15 protein-coding genes are annotated in these 16,490 nt (G+C 68.9%); 11 read left to right on the top strand and 4 right to left on the bottom strand.

Annotated elements, in window-relative coordinates; genetic code table 11:
- Positions 1-62 precede the first annotated feature (62 nt).
- Positions 63-767 carry a TetR/AcrR family transcriptional regulator gene (locus AC5Y2S_RS11680; RefSeq protein WP_499956300.1) on the bottom strand — a complete coding sequence of 235 codons (705 nt, stop codon included), beginning with the start codon at positions 765-767 and terminating at the stop codon, positions 63-65.
- 286 nt (positions 768-1,053) lie between these two features.
- On the opposite strand from AC5Y2S_RS11680, the gene AC5Y2S_RS11685 reads away from it, so the two are divergent.
- Genes AC5Y2S_RS11685 through AC5Y2S_RS11725 form a run of 9 tightly spaced genes read left to right on the top strand, consistent with a single transcriptional unit; the run spans position 1,054 to position 11,511 of the window.
- On the top strand, positions 1,054-1,476 hold the full coding sequence (locus AC5Y2S_RS11685) for an MmpS family transport accessory protein (RefSeq protein ID WP_499956301.1): 423 nt from the start codon (positions 1,054-1,056) through the stop codon (positions 1,474-1,476).
- Positions 1,473-4,361: an MMPL/RND family transporter gene (locus AC5Y2S_RS11690; protein WP_499956302.1), complete on the top strand. Its 2,889-nt coding sequence runs from the start codon at positions 1,473-1,475 to the stop codon at positions 4,359-4,361. Before AC5Y2S_RS11685 ends, AC5Y2S_RS11690 begins: the two co-directional genes overlap by 4 nt.
- 31 nt (positions 4,362-4,392) lie before the next feature.
- A complete protein-coding gene (locus tag AC5Y2S_RS11695; RefSeq protein ID WP_499956303.1) occupies positions 4,393-6,096 on the top strand; it encodes a cytochrome c biogenesis protein DipZ in 1,704 nt (567 codons plus the stop codon).
- 36 nt (positions 6,097-6,132) lie between these two features.
- The gene (locus AC5Y2S_RS11700; RefSeq protein WP_499956304.1) at positions 6,133-7,431 is read left to right on the top strand and encodes an NAD(P)/FAD-dependent oxidoreductase; all 1,299 of its coding nucleotides are present in this window, start codon (positions 6,133-6,135) and stop codon (positions 7,429-7,431) included.
- Positions 7,425-8,132 carry a DUF1365 domain-containing protein gene (locus tag AC5Y2S_RS11705; protein ID WP_499956305.1) on the top strand — a complete coding sequence of 236 codons (708 nt, stop codon included), beginning with the start codon at positions 7,425-7,427 and terminating at the stop codon, positions 8,130-8,132. The genes AC5Y2S_RS11700 and AC5Y2S_RS11705 overlap by 7 nt, the downstream gene beginning before the upstream one ends.
- On the top strand, positions 8,129-9,400 hold the full coding sequence (locus AC5Y2S_RS11710) for a class I SAM-dependent methyltransferase (RefSeq protein WP_499956306.1): 1,272 nt from the start codon (positions 8,129-8,131) through the stop codon (positions 9,398-9,400). The genes AC5Y2S_RS11705 and AC5Y2S_RS11710 overlap by 4 nt, the downstream gene beginning before the upstream one ends.
- Positions 9,397-10,185: a DUF1295 domain-containing protein gene (locus AC5Y2S_RS11715; RefSeq protein WP_499956307.1), complete on the top strand. Its 789-nt coding sequence runs from the start codon at positions 9,397-9,399 to the stop codon at positions 10,183-10,185. The genes AC5Y2S_RS11710 and AC5Y2S_RS11715 overlap by 4 nt, the downstream gene beginning before the upstream one ends.
- A 33-nt stretch (positions 10,186-10,218) precedes the next feature.
- Positions 10,219-10,764 carry a sigma-70 family RNA polymerase sigma factor gene (locus AC5Y2S_RS11720; protein WP_499956308.1) on the top strand — a complete coding sequence of 182 codons (546 nt, stop codon included), beginning with the start codon at positions 10,219-10,221 and terminating at the stop codon, positions 10,762-10,764.
- A 48-nt stretch (positions 10,765-10,812) separates the two neighbouring features.
- Complete coding sequence (locus AC5Y2S_RS11725; RefSeq protein ID WP_499956309.1) at positions 10,813-11,511, top strand: anti-sigma factor; 699 nt, start codon at positions 10,813-10,815, stop codon at positions 11,509-11,511.
- Here the strand turns inward: AC5Y2S_RS11725 and AC5Y2S_RS11730 are convergent.
- The 3 genes from AC5Y2S_RS11730 to AC5Y2S_RS11740 are packed head-to-tail and all read right to left on the bottom strand — an operon-like array spanning position 11,508 to position 13,255.
- Positions 11,508-12,350, bottom strand: a complete 843-nt coding sequence (locus AC5Y2S_RS11730; RefSeq protein WP_499956310.1) for a hypothetical protein — start codon at positions 12,348-12,350, stop codon at positions 11,508-11,510. The genes AC5Y2S_RS11725 and AC5Y2S_RS11730 overlap by 4 nt on opposite strands.
- 10 nt (positions 12,351-12,360) lie before the next feature.
- Positions 12,361-12,876 carry a mycothiol transferase gene (locus AC5Y2S_RS11735; protein ID WP_499956311.1) on the bottom strand — a complete coding sequence of 172 codons (516 nt, stop codon included), beginning with the start codon at positions 12,874-12,876 and terminating at the stop codon, positions 12,361-12,363.
- 10 nt (positions 12,877-12,886) lie between these two features.
- The gene (locus AC5Y2S_RS11740; RefSeq protein ID WP_499956312.1) at positions 12,887-13,255 is read right to left on the bottom strand and encodes a VOC family protein; all 369 of its coding nucleotides are present in this window, start codon (positions 13,253-13,255) and stop codon (positions 12,887-12,889) included.
- A 47-nt stretch (positions 13,256-13,302) separates the two neighbouring features.
- On the opposite strand from AC5Y2S_RS11740, the gene AC5Y2S_RS11745 reads away from it, so the two are divergent.
- Together AC5Y2S_RS11745 and AC5Y2S_RS11750 are read left to right on the top strand one after the other, a co-directional pair.
- Positions 13,303-15,045 (top strand): N-acyl-D-amino-acid deacylase family protein, encoded by a 1,743-nt coding sequence (locus AC5Y2S_RS11745; protein WP_499956313.1) that lies wholly within the window; start codon positions 13,303-13,305, stop codon positions 15,043-15,045.
- A gap of 38 nt (positions 15,046-15,083) precedes the next feature.
- Entirely contained in the window at positions 15,084-16,472 is a 1,389-nt protein-coding gene (locus AC5Y2S_RS11750) for a PPE family protein (RefSeq protein WP_499956314.1), read from the top strand.
- The last annotated feature ends 18 nt before the right edge of the window (positions 16,473-16,490 follow it).

A 16,490-nucleotide genomic window follows, 5' to 3' on the forward strand; every position in this document is an offset into this window, starting at 1 on the left:
CGCCGAGCGGTCGGACAGCTCGGCATCGTTCGCACCGGTTGCAGTTCGCCAAGCCATGGCGCTCATGCCTCCCTGTCTGGTCGTGGTGACTCGGTGACGAGGCCGATGCACGTTGCCGTGAGCACCCGGGTGAGCGCCGACGGGAATTCAATGTTCCACTCGGGCACCAGCACCTCCGGCTCGTCGGCGTAGGCGTTGGTGAGCCGCTCCGGCGGATTGGCGATGTGCCAGAAGGCGGCGGCCAGCGAGTAGGCGGCGATCAAGATGTCGAAGGAGCCGGACCGGCCGAGCGCCGGCAGCGCGCGTTCGATCGCGTCGGCGAGCGCGACGGCGGCCGCGGAAATGGTGCGCCTGATGTCGACGACCCGCTCGACCTCCACCTCGTGCTCGAGGTGCAGATGCAGGTTGGCGAGCAGGTCGCAGAACAGCGGGTCGGCCCCCAGCCCGTTGGCCAACGTCTCGGCGACCCGCGCCGGTGACATCGGACCGGGCTCGCCGAGCTGCTCGCACACCGTGTTCGACCAGCGCACCCAGCCTTCGGCGGCGAGGTGCAGCAGGACCTCCTTGTGCGAGGTGAAGTAGCGGCGCACCGCGGAATAGTGGATTCCGGCGCGTCCGGCGACGGCGGTCAAGGTGACCGACGCGACGCCCGTCTCCAGCGCGAGTGACCGTGCGGCTTCGACGAGTGCCGCCGCACGCTGGCGCTTGTTCTCCTCCGTGCGGGCGCGCTGGAAGGTCAGTTGCGCCATCGGGCGAGGATAACGCACATTGCGTGATTTGTATAACGCACGCCGTGTGATTTGTCCCCGGCCACAGCTCGCAGTCGATTTCCGGTTACGCACGTGATATGCGTTACACTCCAGGGCGCGAGGGGAAGGAGTCAACGGTCCCGGACCGGGCGGCAATTCGGCCGTGATTTACTTAGGTAAGCCTTGGCTGTTCTCACCGGGATCGGCGGACGGGCGCAGCGCGGCGATCCGTAGTTGACCACGTTCGGCGGCGACGGACCGCACGCAGAACTACCGACCGCTGAAAGGGATTCCAATTTTCAAGGTGCTGTCCCGAACGTGGATTCCACTGGTCATCGTGGCGGTCGTGATGGTCGGTGGCTTCATCGTGTATCGGGTCCACGGCTACTTCGGCTCGGAAAAGCGCGAATCGTATGCCGACAGCAACCTGCAGAATCCCAAGCCGTTCAACCCGAAACGGATCGTCTACGAGGTGTTCGGGCCGCCCGGAACGCTCGCCGACATCAGCTATTTCGACGTGAACGCCGACCCGCAGCGCATCGACGGGGCGCCACTGCCGTGGACGCTGCGCGTCACCACCGACAAGGCGGCCATGATGGGAAACCTCACGGCGCGGGGCGATAGCGACAACATCGGCTGCCGCATCACGGTGGACGACGTGGTAAAGGCCGAGCGTATTTCCAACGGGGTCCACGCCTTCACCTTCTGCGTGGTGAAGTCCGCGTGACCACTCGATTCGCCGGATTCGCCGGCGACACCCACACCGAGCGGCCGTTCATCGCGCGGACCATCCACACCCTCGCGGTGCCGATCATCCTGTTCTGGGTGGGCGTCGCCATCGTCCTGAGCCTGTTCGTCCCGTCGCTGGAAGTGGTCGGCCAGGAGCGGTCGGTATCGCTAAGCCCAAAGGACGCACCGTCTTTCGTGGCGATGAAACAGATCGGCCACGCGTTCAACGAAGGCGAGACCGACAGCTCGGCGATGATCGTGCTGGAGGGCAGCCAGCCCCTCGGCGACGACGCCCACCGGTACTACGACACCATCATCCGCAAGTTGCGCGACGACAAGGCGCACGTCCTGAGCATCCAGGACTTCTGGGGCGATCCGCTCACGGCGGCGGGCGCGCAGAGCAACGACGGCAAGGCCGTGACCGTGCAGGTCAATCTCGCCGGTAATCAGGGCGAGCCGCTGGCCAACGAATCCGTCGAATCCGTCCGCAAGATCGTGAACAGCGTGCCCGCGCCGCCCGGGATCAAGGCGTACGTCACCGGGGTCTCGGCGATGGCCGCGGATCTGCATCACAGCGGCGACAAGTCCATGGTCAGGATCACGCTGACGACGGTCGCGGTGATTTTGATCGTGTTGCTGTTCGTCTACCGGTCGATCCTCACCGTGATCCTGTTGCTGATCACGGTGGGCTTCGAATTGACCGCGGCGCGCGGGGCCGTCGCCGTGATGGGGCACCTCGGGCTCGTCGGGCTCTCCACCTTCGCGGTCAGCCTGCTCACTTCGCTGGCGATCGCGGCCGGCACCGACTACGGCATCTTCATCGTCGGCCGCTATCAGGAGGCACGCCATGCCGGCGAAGACCGTGAATCGGCCTTCTACACCATGTACCGCGGGACGGCCCACGTCATCCTGGGCTCCGGCCTGACCATCGCCGGGGCGATGTTCTGCCTCAGCTTCGCGCGGATGCCGTATTTCCAGACCCTCGGCATTCCATGTGCGGTGGGGATGCTGCTCGCGGTGCTCGTCGCACTCACGCTCGGCCCCGCGATCCTCACCGTCGGCAGCCGGTTCGGCGTCTTCGACCCCAAGCGCAAGCTCGGGGTGCGTGGCTGGCGCCGGGTCGGCACCGCGGTGGTCCGCTGGCCGCTGCCCATCCTCGCCGTCACGTGCGCCGTCGCCCTCGTCGGTCTGCTGACCCTGCCCGGCTACCGGGCCAACTACAACGACCGCGAGTACCTGCCCAGCACCATCCCCGCCAACGCGGGCCTGACCGCCGCGGATCGCCACTTCTCCCAGGCCCGGATGAAGCCGGAGATCTTGATGATCCAGGCGAACCACGACATGCGTAACCCGACCGACTTCCTGGTGCTGGATAGGTTGGCAAAGGGCATCTTTCGGGTCCCGGGGATCTCCCGCGTTCAGGCCATCACCCGGCCCGACGGGACGACGATGGACCACACGTCGATCCCGTTCCAGATGAGCATGCAGAACGCCGCTCAGACGCAGACCATGAAATACCAGCGCGATCAGATGGACAACATGGTCAAGCAGGCCGACGAGATGACCAAGACGATCGCCAACATGCAGCGGATGTACGACTTGATGACGCAGCTCGTCGGCACCACCCACCGCATGGTCGGCGACACCGAACAGATGCAGCAGATCACCAACGAGCTCCGGGACCGCATCTCGGACTTCGACGATTTCTGGCGGCCGATCCGAAGCTACTTCTATTGGGAGAGGCACTGTTTCGACATTCCGATCTGCTGGTCGATTCGCTCGATATTCGACGCGCTGGACGGCCTGGACCAGATCGACGAGAAACTCAACACGCTGGTGGGTGACATCAAGGACCTGGATCGGCTGATGCCGCAGATGGTCGCCCAGTTTCCGCCGATGATCCAGACCATGGTCAACATGCGAACCATGATGCTGGACATGCACAGCACCATGTCCGGGATCTTCGACCAGATGGACGAGATGAGCGACAACGCGACGGCGATGGGCCACGCCTTCGACGCATCCAAGAACGACGACTCGTTCTATCTGCCGCCAGAAGTGTTCAAGAACAAAGACTTTCAGCGCGCCATGAAGAACTTCCTGTCCCCCGACGGGCGCGCGGCGCGCATGATCATCCTGCATCGCGGCGATCCCGCGTCGGCCGAGGGCATCGCCAGCATTGACAAGATACGCACCGCGGCCGAGGAGTCGCTCAAGGGAACCCCGTTGGAGGACGCGAAGATCTACGTGGCCGGCACGGGGGCCGTCTTCAAGGACATCGCCGAGGGCGCCAAATGGGACCTGGTGATCGCCGGAGTTTCCTCCCTGTGCCTGATTTTCATCATCATGCTGATCCTGACCCGCGCGCTGGTCGCCGCCGCGGTAATCGTTGGCACGGTGGCGGTTTCGCTGGGCGCCTCGTTTGGGCTGTCGGTGCTCGTCTGGCAGCACATCCTCGGCATCGATTTGCACTGGATGGTGCTGGCGATGTCCGTGATCGTCTTGTTGGCCGTGGGCTCCGACTACAACCTGTTGTTGGTCTCCAGGTTCAAGCAGGAAATTCATGCCGGCCTGAACACGGGCATCATCCGGTCGATGGGCGGCACCGGCAAGGTGGTGACCAACGCGGGCCTGGTGTTCGCGTTCACGATGGCGTCCATGGTCGTCAGCGACGTGCGGATCGTCGGTCAGGTGGGCACCACGATCGGGCTGGGCCTGATGTTCGACACGCTGATCATCCGCGCGTTCATGACCCCGTCCATCGCCGCGCTGCTGGGCCGCTGGTTCTGGTGGCCGATGCGGGTGCGCTCCCGGCCGCTGCGGTTCCCGTCGCAGCCGGTGCAGCCCCATCCGCCGGACCGCTCCCTGGCCTACAGCGACTGATCCGTAGCCGCATCATCTCCGAATAACAGCCATGCCCACCGTCGCGTTGATCGGATTCCTCGGCGGCCTGATCACCGGCGTCTCGCCGTGCATCCTGCCGGTGCTTCCGGTGGTGTTCTTCTCCGGGGCCGGCAGCACCCGTGACAGCAGCCCGGCGGCCCGGCCGTACCTGGTGATCGCCGGGCTGGTCTGCAGCTTCAGCGCGGTCACCCTGGCCGGCTCGGCTTTGCTGTCTGCGCTGCACCTGCCGCAGGACGCGATCCGCTGGGCCGCGCTGGTGACGCTGACGCTCATCGGCCTCGGATTGATCTTCCCGCCGCTGGCGCACCTGATCGAGCGCCCCTTCGCCCGCATCCCGCTGCCTGCGCTCGGCCCGAATAGCCTGAGCCGAAACGGTTTTGGGCTGGGCCTGACGTTGGGCGCGCTGTACGTGCCGTGCGCCGGGCCCGTGCTGGCGGCCATCGTCGTCGCCGGCGGCACCGCGTCCATCGGGCCGCCGGTGCTGCTGTTGACGGCGGCGTTCGCGATCGGCACCGCGCTGCCGCTGCTGGTTTTTGCGCTGGCCGGGCGGCGCCTGGCCGAGCGCGTCGCCGCATTCCGCCGCCGGCAACACGTGATCCGGGTCGCCGGCGGAATCACCATGATCGTGCTGGCCGTGGCGCTGGTCTTCAACCTGCCCGCCACGCTGCAGCGCGCCGTCCCCGACTACACAACGGCGATGCAAAGGCGCGTAGGCGCCGCGGACATCCAGGCAATTCGGCGCCAGCTGGGCGAGGCGGTGCAGGGCCAGCTGGCCGACTGCGGCGGCGATTTTGGCGGCGCCGCCGCCGAACTGCAGCAATGCGGGCCGGCACCCGCCGTCACGGGGATCACCGAGTGGCTCAACACCCCGGGCGGCGCGCCGGTCGACCTGGGCTCGCTGCGCGGCAAGGTGGTCCTGATCGACTTCTGGGCGTACTCATGCATCAACTGCCAGCGCGCCATCCCGCACGCGGTGGGTTGGTACGACCGGTATCGCGACGCGGGTCTGGTCGTCATCGGGGTGCACACGCCCGAGTACGCGTTCGAGCGGGTTCCCGCCAACGTGGCCAGCGGCGCCGCCGCGCTGCACATCGCCTACCCCGTCGCGCTGGACAACGACTACGCGACGTGGAACGCCTACCAGAACCTGTATTGGCCGGCCGAGTACCTCATCGACGCCAACGGGACGATCCGCCACACCAAGTTCGGCGAGGGCGACTACGACACGACCGAAAAGCTGATCCGCGAGTTGCTCAGCGCCGCCAACCCGGACGTCAAATTGCCCGCCCCGACGAACGCGGTGGATGCCACCCCGCGGACCAGGCTCACGCCGGAGACCTACCTGGGCGCCGGCAAGGCCGTCAACTACGGCGGCGCCGGCGACTACCGGGCGGGCACCGCCACGTTCGCCTACCCGGCGACGCTGCCCGACGACAGGTTCGCGCTGCGCGGCCGCTGGACGCTGGACGACCAGGGCGCCACCGCCGAGAGCGACGACGCCGCCATCCGGCTCAACTACACCGGCAAGAGCGTCTATGTGGTCGTGGGCGGCACCGGCACCATCACCGTGACCCGGGGCGGCCAGACGACCGCGACGCCGATCGGCGGGCCGCCCACCCTGCACCAGATCGTCTCCGACGACACCGCGCACCGCGACGAGCTGGACATGCGGGTCGGTAAAGGCCTGCAGGTGTTTTCGTTCACATTCGGTTGAGCCCGTCCGGCGCGCCGGTGGCTCCGAATAACGGGTGTGGATCAGCCAGAAAGCCGCTCCGTCGCGGTGATCGGCAGCGGCGTCGCCGGCCTCACCGCCGCCTACGTCCTGTCCGGACGCGACCGGGTCACCCTGTACGAGGCCGACGCGCGACTCGGCGGCCACGCGCACACCCACTATGTGGACGACGGTGACGGCCGGGTCGTAGCGGTCGACTCGGCGTTCCTGGTGCACAACGACCGGACCTACCCCACGCTGTGCCGATTGTTCACCGAGCTCGGCGTCGCGACCCAGGAGTCCGACATGTCGATGTCGGTGCGCGCCGACGACATCGGGCTCGAATACGCCGGCGCCCTTGGTGTTCGGGGCCTGTTCGCCTGCCGGCAGTCGCTGCGGCCCCGCCATCTGCTGATGCTCGCCGAGATCCTCCGCTTCCACCGCGCCGCGACCGGCCTGCTGCAAGACCCCGCCCAGGACGACCTGGAGACCCTGGCGGCCTTCCTGAACCGGCACCGCTTCTCCCCGCACTTCGTCGACTACTTCATCACCCCGTTGGTTGCCGCGGTGTGGTCCTGCGCCGCGGGCGACGCCCTGCATTATCCGGCCCGGTACCTGTTCGTCTTCCTCGCCCACCACGGCATGCTGTCGGTCTTCGGCTCCCCGACGTGGCGGACCGTCACGGGCGGCTCGGCGAATTACGTGCGGGCCATCGCTTCCCGCCTGCATCGGGTGTCTACCGGGACGCCGGTGCACTCGCTGCGCCGGCTGACCCACGGGGTGCTGGTGCGCGCGGGCGGGGAGGCGCCGCGGATCTTCGACGCCGTCGTCGTCGCGGTGCACCCCGATCAGGCGCTGCTGCTGCTCGACGGCGCGACCCCGCGGGAGCGCGCCGTCCTGGGCGCCATCGGTTATTCGACCAACCGGGCGCAGCTGCACACCGACGAGTCGGTGTTGCCCCGCCACCGCCGCGCCCGCGCCTCGTGGAACTACCTGGTGACACCCGGAACGGACCACGTGGTGGTCAGCTATGACATCAGCCGGCTGATGCGGCTGGACGCCAAGCGCCGCTATCTGGTCACCCTGGGCGGCCGGGACCGGGTCGACCCCTCCTCGGTGATCGCCGAGATGACCTATAGCCACCCGCTCTACACACCGGAATCCGTTGCCGCCCAAGCCAAACTGGCCAGCCTCGACGACGATCGGGTGGTGTACGCGGGCGCCTACCACGGCTGGGGATTCCACGAGGACGGCGCCGCGTCCGGGCTGCGCGCGGCTCGCCGGCTCGGCGCCGATTGGCCCGCCGCAGCCCGGCGCGAGGCGGTGGCCTCGTGCTGACGCCCGCGATCTACCGCACCACCATCACCCATTCGCGGCGGGCACCGGTGCACCACTCCTTCGAATACCGAAGCTACAGCTGGTATGTCGACATCGACGACCTTCCCCGCCTGCCCTGGTGGCTGCGGCCGTTCGCGCGATTCCATGCCGAAGACCACTTTTCGGGCGATTCGAGCGGCTCGCTGCGCGAAAGGCTCGGCGCCTTCTTCGCCGGCCACGGGCTGCCGCCGCCCGAGGGCCGCGTCACCGCCCTGCTGCAGCCGCGCGTCGCCGGCTACGTCTTCAACCCGCTGAGCATCTTCTGGTGCCACGATCGGGACGGCCGACTGTGCCATGTGATCGCCGAGGTGCACAACACCTACGGCGAGCGGCACGCCTACCTGTTGCCACCGGCCGATCTGCCCGTCGTGACGGCGAAGAACTTCTACGTCTCGCCGTTCAATCAAGTCGACGGCTACTACTTGGTGCGGGCGCCGAGACCGGGCGACGAGGTGGACGTCACCGTGGACCTGCACCGAGACCGCCGCCCGGCGTGCCCGGTCTTCACCGCCAGCCTGCGCGGGCTCCGCCGGCCGGCCACCACGAGACAGGTCGCCGTCATGCAGTTCATCGCGCCGCTGGCACCGCTGACGGTGTCCGCACGGATCCGGATACAGGGGATCAAGTTGTGGTTGCGTCGAGTTCCGGTGGTATCGCGATGAGCGTCGCGACCGTCGAAACACCCACGGCGGCAATCGATCCGGTCCGCTGGCCCGCGGTCGTGCGCGTGCCGTCGGGCCCGCTTGCCGCGGCGTCGGGCGTCGTCGCCGGCCGGCTGCTGCGGCGCGCCGCGGCCCGCCTGCCGCTGCGCCTGGTCTACCCCGACTCCACGGTCGTCGGCGCGGCCGACCCGACGGCGCCGACCCTGTTCATCCACCGGCCCGCGGCGCTGGCGCGCCGCATCGGGCGGTACGGCCTGGTCGGCTTCGGCGAGTCCTACATGGCCGGCGAATGGTCGTCGAACGACCTCACCGGCGCCCTGACGGTGTTGGCCGCCTCGGTGGCCGACCTGGTGCCGGCCACCCTGCAGTGGCTGCGGCCGCTCGCTCCCGCGTTCCGGCCCCGTTGGCGCGCCCCCAGCCGGGAGCGGGCCCGGCGCAACGTCGCCGAGCACTACGACCTGTCGAACGAGTTGTTCGCCGAATTCCTCGACGAGACAATGACATACTCGACCGCGCTGTTCGACCGGCTGCCGGCCGCGCCGGAGGACCTGGCCGCCGCGCAACGCCGCAAGATCGACCGGCTGCTCGACGCGGCCGGGGTGCGACGCGGCAGTCACGTCCTCGAGATCGGCACCGGCTGGGGCGAGTTGTGCATCCGGGCGGCCGCCCGAGGCGCGCGCGTCCGCTCGGTCACCCTGTCGGTCGAGCAGCAGCGGCTGGCGCGGCTGCGGGTCGACGCGGCGGGCCTGTCGGACCTGGTGGAAATCGAGCTGTGCGACTACCGCGACGTCACCGGCAGCTACGACGCGGTCGTCTCAGTCGAGATGATCGAGGCTATCGGATACCGTTCGTGGCCAACGTATTTCACCGCGGTCGAGCGTCTGGTGCGGCCCGGCGGGCGCGTCGCGATCCAGGTGATCACGATGCCGCACGACCGGATGCTGGCCACCCGCAACACGCACACCTGGATCCAGAAGTACATCTTTCCCGGCGGGCTGCTGCCGTCCCCGGAGGCAATCTCCGCTATCACCGGGCGGCACACCGGATTACGCACCGTCGAGGCGACCTCGCTGCGCGCGCACTACGCCGAGACGCTGCGGCTCTGGCGCGAACGGTTCGTGGCGCGGCGAGATGCGCTGGCGTGCCTGGGTTTCGACGAGGTGTTCGCCCGCATGTGGGAGCTGTACCTGGCGTACTCGGAGGCCGGGTTCCGGTCGGGCTACCTTGATGTGTATCAGTGGACGTTCACCCGGGAGGGCGGCCGATGAACGCATCGAACCTCGTCAATCTCCTGCAGGTCAGCGCCGCCTCGCTGCTGGCGCTGGCCGCCGTGCACACGGTTGCCTTCGCCGTCGGCAGGCGGATCGGGCGCTACAACGTCGTCGACGTGGCGTGGGGCGTGGGCTTCGTCGCCATCGCGGCCGTCGCCGCCGCGCTCGGCCACGGCGACGCGACCCGGCGGTGGCTGCTGCTGGCGCTGGTGGCGATCTGGGGGCTGCGGTTGAGCTGGCACATCCAGCGCAAGACCGCAGGCAAGGGCGAGGACCCCCGCTACGCCGCCCTGCTCCGGGGCGCCACCCTCGCCCAGATCGTCCGCAAGGTCTTTGTGCTGCAAGCCCTGATCACCTGGTTCGTCTCGGTGCCGCTGCAGCTGTCGTCGGTGACCGGTCCCACGGTGGGACCGTTCAGAGCGGTCATGGCGGCGGGGGTGGCGGTGTGGCTGGTGGGATTCGCGTTCGAAGCCGTCGGCGATCAGCAGCTGCGGACCTTCAAGTCCGACCCGGCGAACCGCGGCGCGGTGATGGATCGCGGCCTGTGGGCCTGGACGCGTCACCCCAACTACTTCGGTGACGCGGCGGTGTGGTGGGGATTGTGGCTGATCACCATCAACGGCTGGTTGCCTCTGGTCACGGTCGGCTCGCCGCTGCTCATGACGTACTTCCTGGTGCATGTGAGCGGCGCGCGGCTGACCGAGAAGTTGATGGCCGGGCGCCCCGGATTCGACGAATACCGGGAACGGACGGCGTATTTCTTTCCCCGGCCACCGGGATAGGCGGACCGATGGCGGGCGTTAGGCTACCGATCGATGAGCAACGAGCTGGACGCCCTGCTGCGCCAGGTCGCGCGCGGGGACGGCGCCGCCTTCGCGACGGTCTACGACCTCACCAAAGCTCGGGTGTATGGACTGGTGACGCGGGTGGTGCGTGATCCCGGCTACGGCGAGGAAACCACCCAGGAGGTCTACCTCGAGGTGTGGCGCACCGCCGCGCAGTACGACCCCGCGAAGGGGTCACCCCTGGCCTGGCTGCTGACCATCGCGCACCGGCGGGCCGTGGACCGGGTGCGCGCCGAGCAGGCCGGCAGCAACCGCGAATCCCGCTACGGCGCGGCCAGCGCGGAGCCCGCCGCCGACGTCGTCGCGGACTCGGCGATCGCCGGTGACGAGCGCCGCCGGGTGACCCAATGCCTGGAGGGGTTGAGCGACGCGCAGCGGCAGTGCATCGAGCTGGCCTACTACCAGGGGCTGACGTACAGCGAAGTGTCTCAGCGGCTGGCCGCCAACTTGTCGACGATCAAATCGCGCATCCGCGACGCGCTGCGCGGCCTGCGTAATTGCCTGGATGTGGCATGACCGCGCCGACGACGATGCAGAGCGCAGCGATGCTGAGGAGCGGCGCTGATGACTGAGTCGACCGAATTCGAGCTACTCGAGCTGGCCACGCCGTATGCCCTGCACGCGGTGTCGGAGGCGGAGCGCGCCGAGATCGAGCGCCGGGTCGCCGCGGCGCCGCCGCCGGTGGCCCAGGCCTTCAACGACGAGGTCCGTGCCGTCCGCGAGACGATGGCCGTGGTGTCGGCGGCGACCGCGAACGAACCGCCGCCGCGCCTGCGCGCGACCACCCTGTCGGCCGTCGCACCGGACAATGTCCGCCAGATGCCTTGGCGCAGAACGATACTGGCTTCCGCGGCGGCGGCCGTCGTGGTGGGCGCCGCGGCGTTCGGCGCCGGGGTGCTGATGCGTCCCCCGGCGAAGCACACGGTCGCCGAACAGGTTCTGTCGGCCCCGGACGTCCAGACGGTCTCGCGTCCGCTGGCCAACGGGACCGCGACGGTGATGTTCTCCCGCGACCGCAACGCGGCGGTGCTGGTGATGAACAACGTGCCGCCCCCGTCCCCCGGCACCGTCTATCAGATGTGGCTGATCTCGGCCAACGGCCCGACCTCGGCCGGAACGATGGACGCGGCGGCGGTGTCGCCGTCGACGAAAGACACCCTCACCAACATCGGCGCCTCCACCGAACTCGCGTTCACCGTCGAGCCCGGCAAAGGTTCGCCGCAGCCGACCACCCCGATCCTGGCCGAGCTGCCGCTCAGCTAGGCCTTCCTGATGAGGCCGCCCAGGATCGCGACGAGCACACCCGCGGCGACCAGCCCGGCGCCGGCGACCAGCGTCAGGTCGAGCCAGTCGCGCAGGCCGGACTCCGCGTGGGCCACCATCGCCTCGGCGATCTGGCGGATGTTCCCGGTGGTGCGATTGAGCGCGTCGTCGACGTAGCGGCCGCCGGCCTCGATGCCCGCCCAGCCCGCCCCGCCGACGAGCAGCGCCGAAACGCCCAGGCTGGTCAGGGCCTTGCCGCGGCGGCGCGCGGCGGCCAGCGTCAACAGCGCACACAGGCCGCTCAGGGCCGCCGCCCCGGCGCTGATCCACGGCCCCCACCTGGCCAGCGGGCTCAGCTGCCCCGCCCGCACCGAGGAGGGCATCGACTCCGTGAGCGGAACCGTCAGGTTGGCCGGCACCGTCACGTGGTGTCGGGCCAGCACCTGCTGCATGGCGGCGTCCTTGAGCATCGGCGCCACGTCGATCGCCCATTGGGCAGACCCGTCGGCCGTGAACAGGTAGCGATGCGCCGCCCGGTTCGCATCGGCGAACAGCGGCGGGAATCCCGGCCCGGCCGTGAAGGCGGCGGCCACACCGTGCACCTCCGCGCCGTCCACGGGGAAATGCCCCCCGCCGTGCGCCGTGATCAGCGCCATGGCCCGGGTGGTGAGCTCGGCCGCCATGGCCGACTGCAAGGCGGGATCGCCGGCCGCGCGCTGCGCCAGCGCGGCGTAGCCGTCCTCGCTGACGAGGTTGCGCTGCGCCCAGGACGCCGGGATCGTTACGGCCAGCGCGAGCGTGGCGGCCAGCCACAGCACCAGGGTCGCGGCGAATCGCACGCCCTAGAACCTACTGAATCCCCCGCACATAGGCGGCCTGCCCGAGGTGCTGGGCGCAGTCGTCGATGATGCTCACCAGCCGCGCGCTCGCCGTCACCGGCGGGTCCCAGTTGGTGTCGACGACGCGGGACAGCTCGTCGGCGGTCACGCTGGCGATGTATTCCAGGGTCAGCTTGTGCACAGCGTGGTAGTAGCCCCTCAGCAGCTCGGCCGGCGCCTTGACCTTCGCCACCTCGTCGGGGCCGTGCCCGTAGCCGGTGTCGTTGCGCGGCAGGTCCAGCCCGAACCGGTCCACCCAGCCGTCGCGGGTCCACACCTGCTCGACGCCGGCCACATGGGCGAGCTGGATGTCCTGCACCCGTGCGCTGTGCCAGATCAGCCAGGCGATGCTGTTGGCGTTCGGCGTCGGGCGGTAGTCGGACACCTCATCGGTCAGCCCTTCGGCGAGCTCGTCGACGTGCTCGATCAACCGGGTGAACGCGTCGCGAAGCAACTCTTGTGTGGCGGCGTCACTTTCAGCTCCCATGCGCCCGACCCTACGCGCCGTGCCAGACCGCCTCGACGTTGTTGCCGTCGGGGTCGCGCACGAAGGCGCCGAAATAGCCGGGGTGATATTCGGGCCACAGCCGCGGCTCGTGCAACGACTCGGCGCCCCGTTCCACGGCCGCCCGGTGGAAGGCGCGCACCGCGTCGTCGTCGGCGGCCTCGAAGGCCACGTGGACCTCGCGGTTGGGGCCCATGCCCGCCCCGTCCGCGATCCAGAACGACGGCTTGCCGTCCCGGCCGTACCCGATGGCCGGGCCGACGTCCATCTGCCGCGAGAATCCGAGGACCGCCAGCACGTGGTCGTAAAAATCCTGCGATTTCGGATAATCGGCGCAATTGATTCCGAAGTGATCGATCACAGAAGAGATCCTGGCACGACGCACCGACGCGGTCGTAGATTATTTAGATGACCTACGACCTGATCATCCGCAATGGCACCATCATCGACGGGCTGGGCGGGGAGCCGTATGTCGGCGACGTGGCGGTGCGCGACGGGGTGATCGCGGCGGTCGGGTCGGTGAACGGGGACGGCGCGACGCGGGAGATCGACGCCGCCGGCCTGCTGGTCACGCCGGGTTTCGTCGACCTGCACACCCACTACGACGGCCAGTCCATCTGGTCGGAGCGGCTGACGCCGTCGTCGGCGCACGGGGTGACCACGGTGGTGATGGGCAACTGCGGGGTCGGCTTCGCGCCGTGCCGCCGGGCGGACCACGACGTGCTCGTCGACGTGATGGCCGGCGTCGAGGACATTCCCGGCGTCGTCATGACCGACGGCCTGCCGTGGAACTGGGAGACCTTCCCCGAGTACATGGACGCGCTGGACGCGGGCAAGCGCGATATCGACGTGGCCGCCTACCTGCCGCACTCCCCGCTGCGGGTGTACGTGATGGGTCAGCGCGGCGCGGACCGCGAGCCGGCCACCGCCGAAGACCTCGCCAGGATGCGGGCGCTGGCCAAGGAGGCGATCGAGGTCGGCGCGCTGGGCTTCGCGTCGTCGCGGCTGACCATCCACAAGACCGAAAGCGGTTCGCCCATACCGAGTTACGACGCCGCCCGCGAGGAGATCGAAGAGATCGCCCGGGGTGTGGTCGACGGCGGCGGCGGGCTGCTCCAGTTCGTGCCGGACATCCCGGCCGGCGGCTACCAGCCCGTGCTGCAGACGGTGTTCGATGTGGCCGAGGACGTCGGGTTGCCGGTCACCTTCACCCTGGTCGTCGCCAACGCCGGCGACCCGACGTGGCCGGACGCCATCACCATGATCGAGAAGGCCAATTCACGGGTGGGCGGCGATGACCCCCAGGTGACCGCGCAGCTGCTGCCGCGCCCGATCGGGCTGATCATCGGGCTGCAACTGTCCGCCAACCCGTTCGTGCTCTACCCCAGCTACCGCGAGATCGCGCACCTGCCGCTGGCCGAGCGGGTCGCCGAGATGCGCAAGCCGGAGGTCCGGGCCCGCATCCTGGCCGACAAGCCCGGCGTCGGTCACCCGATTCTGTACGTGGCCCAGATGTGGGACTGGATCTTCCCGCTGGGCGACGACCCCGACTACGAGCCCGACCCGTCGACAAGCGTCGGGGCGCGCGCCCGGGCCCGCGGGGTCGACCCGATGGAGGAGGCCTACGACCGGCTGCTCGACGACGAGGGCCGCGCCATGCTGTTGGTCGCGACCAGCAACCTGCAGGGCAACACGCTGGACACCGTCGGGGAGCTGCTGCACCGCGACGACGTGGTGCTGGGGCTCGGCGACGGCGGCGCGCACTATGGGATGATCTGCGACGCCAGCTACACGACGTACTTCCTGGCCCACTGGGCGCGCGACCGCAAGTCCGGGCGGTTCACCGTGTCGGAGGCCGTGCGCGAGCTGACCTCCGTGCCGGCCCGCGTCGCCGGGCTGGGCGATCGCGGCCGCATCGCCGTCGGCTACAAGGCCGACCTCAACGTCATCGACCACGCCGCCCTGCGGCTGCACAAGCCCGTCATCCGGCACGACCTACCCGCCGGGGGCCGAAGACTGGACCAGACCGCCGAAGGATATGTGACAACGGTCGTTTCCGGTGAAATAATTGCCGAAAATGGCGTTCCGACCGCCGCGCGGCCAGGGAAGTTGGTCCGGGGCCGAAAGCCCATTCCGGTACCTGGTCGATAACGCCACGAAGGGCCCCCCATCCCGGTTAAGTTGGGTCAGTGACAAGCCCGCATTTTGCGTGGTTGCCGCCAGAAATCAACTCGGCACTTATCTTCGCCGGTCCCGGGGCGGCGCCGCTGCTCGCTGCGGCCGCCGCGTGGGACGGGTTGGCCGAGGATCTGGCGTCTTCGGCTTCGTCATTCTTCTCGGTGACAAACGATCTGGCCAACGGTTCGTGGCAGGGTGCGTCGGCGGCCGCGATGATGACCGTGGCGACGCAGTATGTGAGCTGGCTCAGCGCGGCGGCGGCGCAGGCCGAGGCGGCATCGAGCCAGGCCGCGGCCATCGCGGCCGCGTTCGAGACGGCGGTGGCGGCCACCGTGCAGCCCGCGGTGGTCGCGGCAAACCGCTCCCTGGTGAAGGCCCTGGCGTCCACGAACTGGTTCGGGTTCAACATCCCGGCGATCATGGACACCGAGGCGGCCTACGAGGCGATGTGGGCCGCCGACGTGGCCGCGATGTTCGGCTACCACGCCGACGCGACGGAGGCGGTCGCACAATTGGCGCCCTGGCAGCAGGTCCTGCAGAAGCTCGGTTTCAGCTTCGCCAACGGCCGAATGAGTTTCGGTCCCATAACGATGGGCAATTCGAACCTCGGTTTCGGAAACAGCGGCAGCCTGAATGTCGGCTCCGGAAATTCGGGTAACAACAACTTCGGCCTCGGCAACCTCGGAAATAACAACTTCGGCTTCGGCAACAGCGGCAGCAACGACTTCGGGATCGGGCTGACCGGGAGCAACCAGATCGGCTTCGGCGGCTTCAACTCGGGCAGTGGCAATATCGGGTTGTTCAACTCCGGCACCGGCAACGTCGGCTTTTTCAACTCCGGTAGCGGAAACTTGGGCATCGGGAACTCGGGCGTCTCGAATACCGGTTTCCTGAATTCGGGTTCGGTCAATGCCGGCATTTTGAACGCCGGGACCGCCAACACCGGTGTCTTCCAAGGCGAAGGGCTGGGCAGCGCGGAGGCGGCCAATTCCAGCCATTACATGACGGGCGGCGTCAGCGCGGCCAACCTCAGCTCGGGGCTGCTCAACTCGGTCAGCGCGTCGACCGGCAGCCTGGGTCCGGCCGCGGCCGGATCGAGCCTGCTCAGCAACGCCGGCTTCTCCGCGCCGGCCGACGCCTCCGCCCTTGCCAGCGGCCTCGAAGCGGGCCACGCGAATTCCGCGGTCAGCGCGGCGAGTGGTCCCACCGCCACCCCGCCGGCCCTGCGAACCACGACGGGCGCCCCGTCGGGGTTCTTCGCCGCCGGCAACGGCGAACCCGGCGTCCGCAGCCTGCCCGGCCGCGAGTCGAACATCCCCAGCTCCGGCTTCTTCAACAAGGCCGAGCGCGGCCCCGACGCTCCCGCCCCTGGGACCAGGGAGCCGCTGCTAACCGACTAGCGGCCTATCCTCGAAGCC

It is taken from the genome of Mycobacterium sp. NGS69 (assembly GCF_059812165.1).